This window comes from Aquicoccus porphyridii, from assembly GCF_008369105.1.
Classification (GTDB): domain Bacteria; phylum Pseudomonadota; class Alphaproteobacteria; order Rhodobacterales; family Rhodobacteraceae; genus Aquicoccus; species Aquicoccus porphyridii.
In genome coordinates this window covers 1-368 of record NZ_VINQ01000224.1, presented here as the reverse complement: position 1 = coordinate 368, position 368 = coordinate 1, and the positions used below count along the sequence as shown (strand labels likewise).

The 368-nt window shown below is 67.9% G+C and carries 1 protein-coding gene; it reads left to right on the top strand.

Translation table 11 applies throughout. From position 1 onward, the window contains the following. The coding region (locus tag FLO80_RS24285) for a hypothetical protein (protein ID WP_223145567.1) at positions 1 to 368 on the top strand (368 nt) is incomplete at both ends.

The following is a 368-nucleotide window of genomic DNA, read 5'->3' as shown; positions in this document are numbered from 1 at the left end:
TACGCGATGCGGCGCTGGCGCAGAAGCTGGCGTTCCGCGACCCACGCAGCCAGCCGACGGTGCAACCGCTGCCGACCAACAAGGGCGTGACCCTGGCTCGCACCCGCCTGGCCGGGATGCTCGGCGTGCCACTGTACGACCTCGACCGTCTCGACCTGCGGGCCAATACCACCCTCCAGCACGAGTTGCAGGAAAGCGTCACCGCCTACTTGCAGAAACTCGCCGACCCGGACTACGCCGCCCAGCTCGGGCTGATCGGCGAACGCCTGCTGACCCCGACCTCGACCCGCTCGGTACGCTACAGCTTCACCCTGTTCGAACGTACGCCGAGCGGCAACCAGGTGCGGGTGCAGACCGACAACACCGAC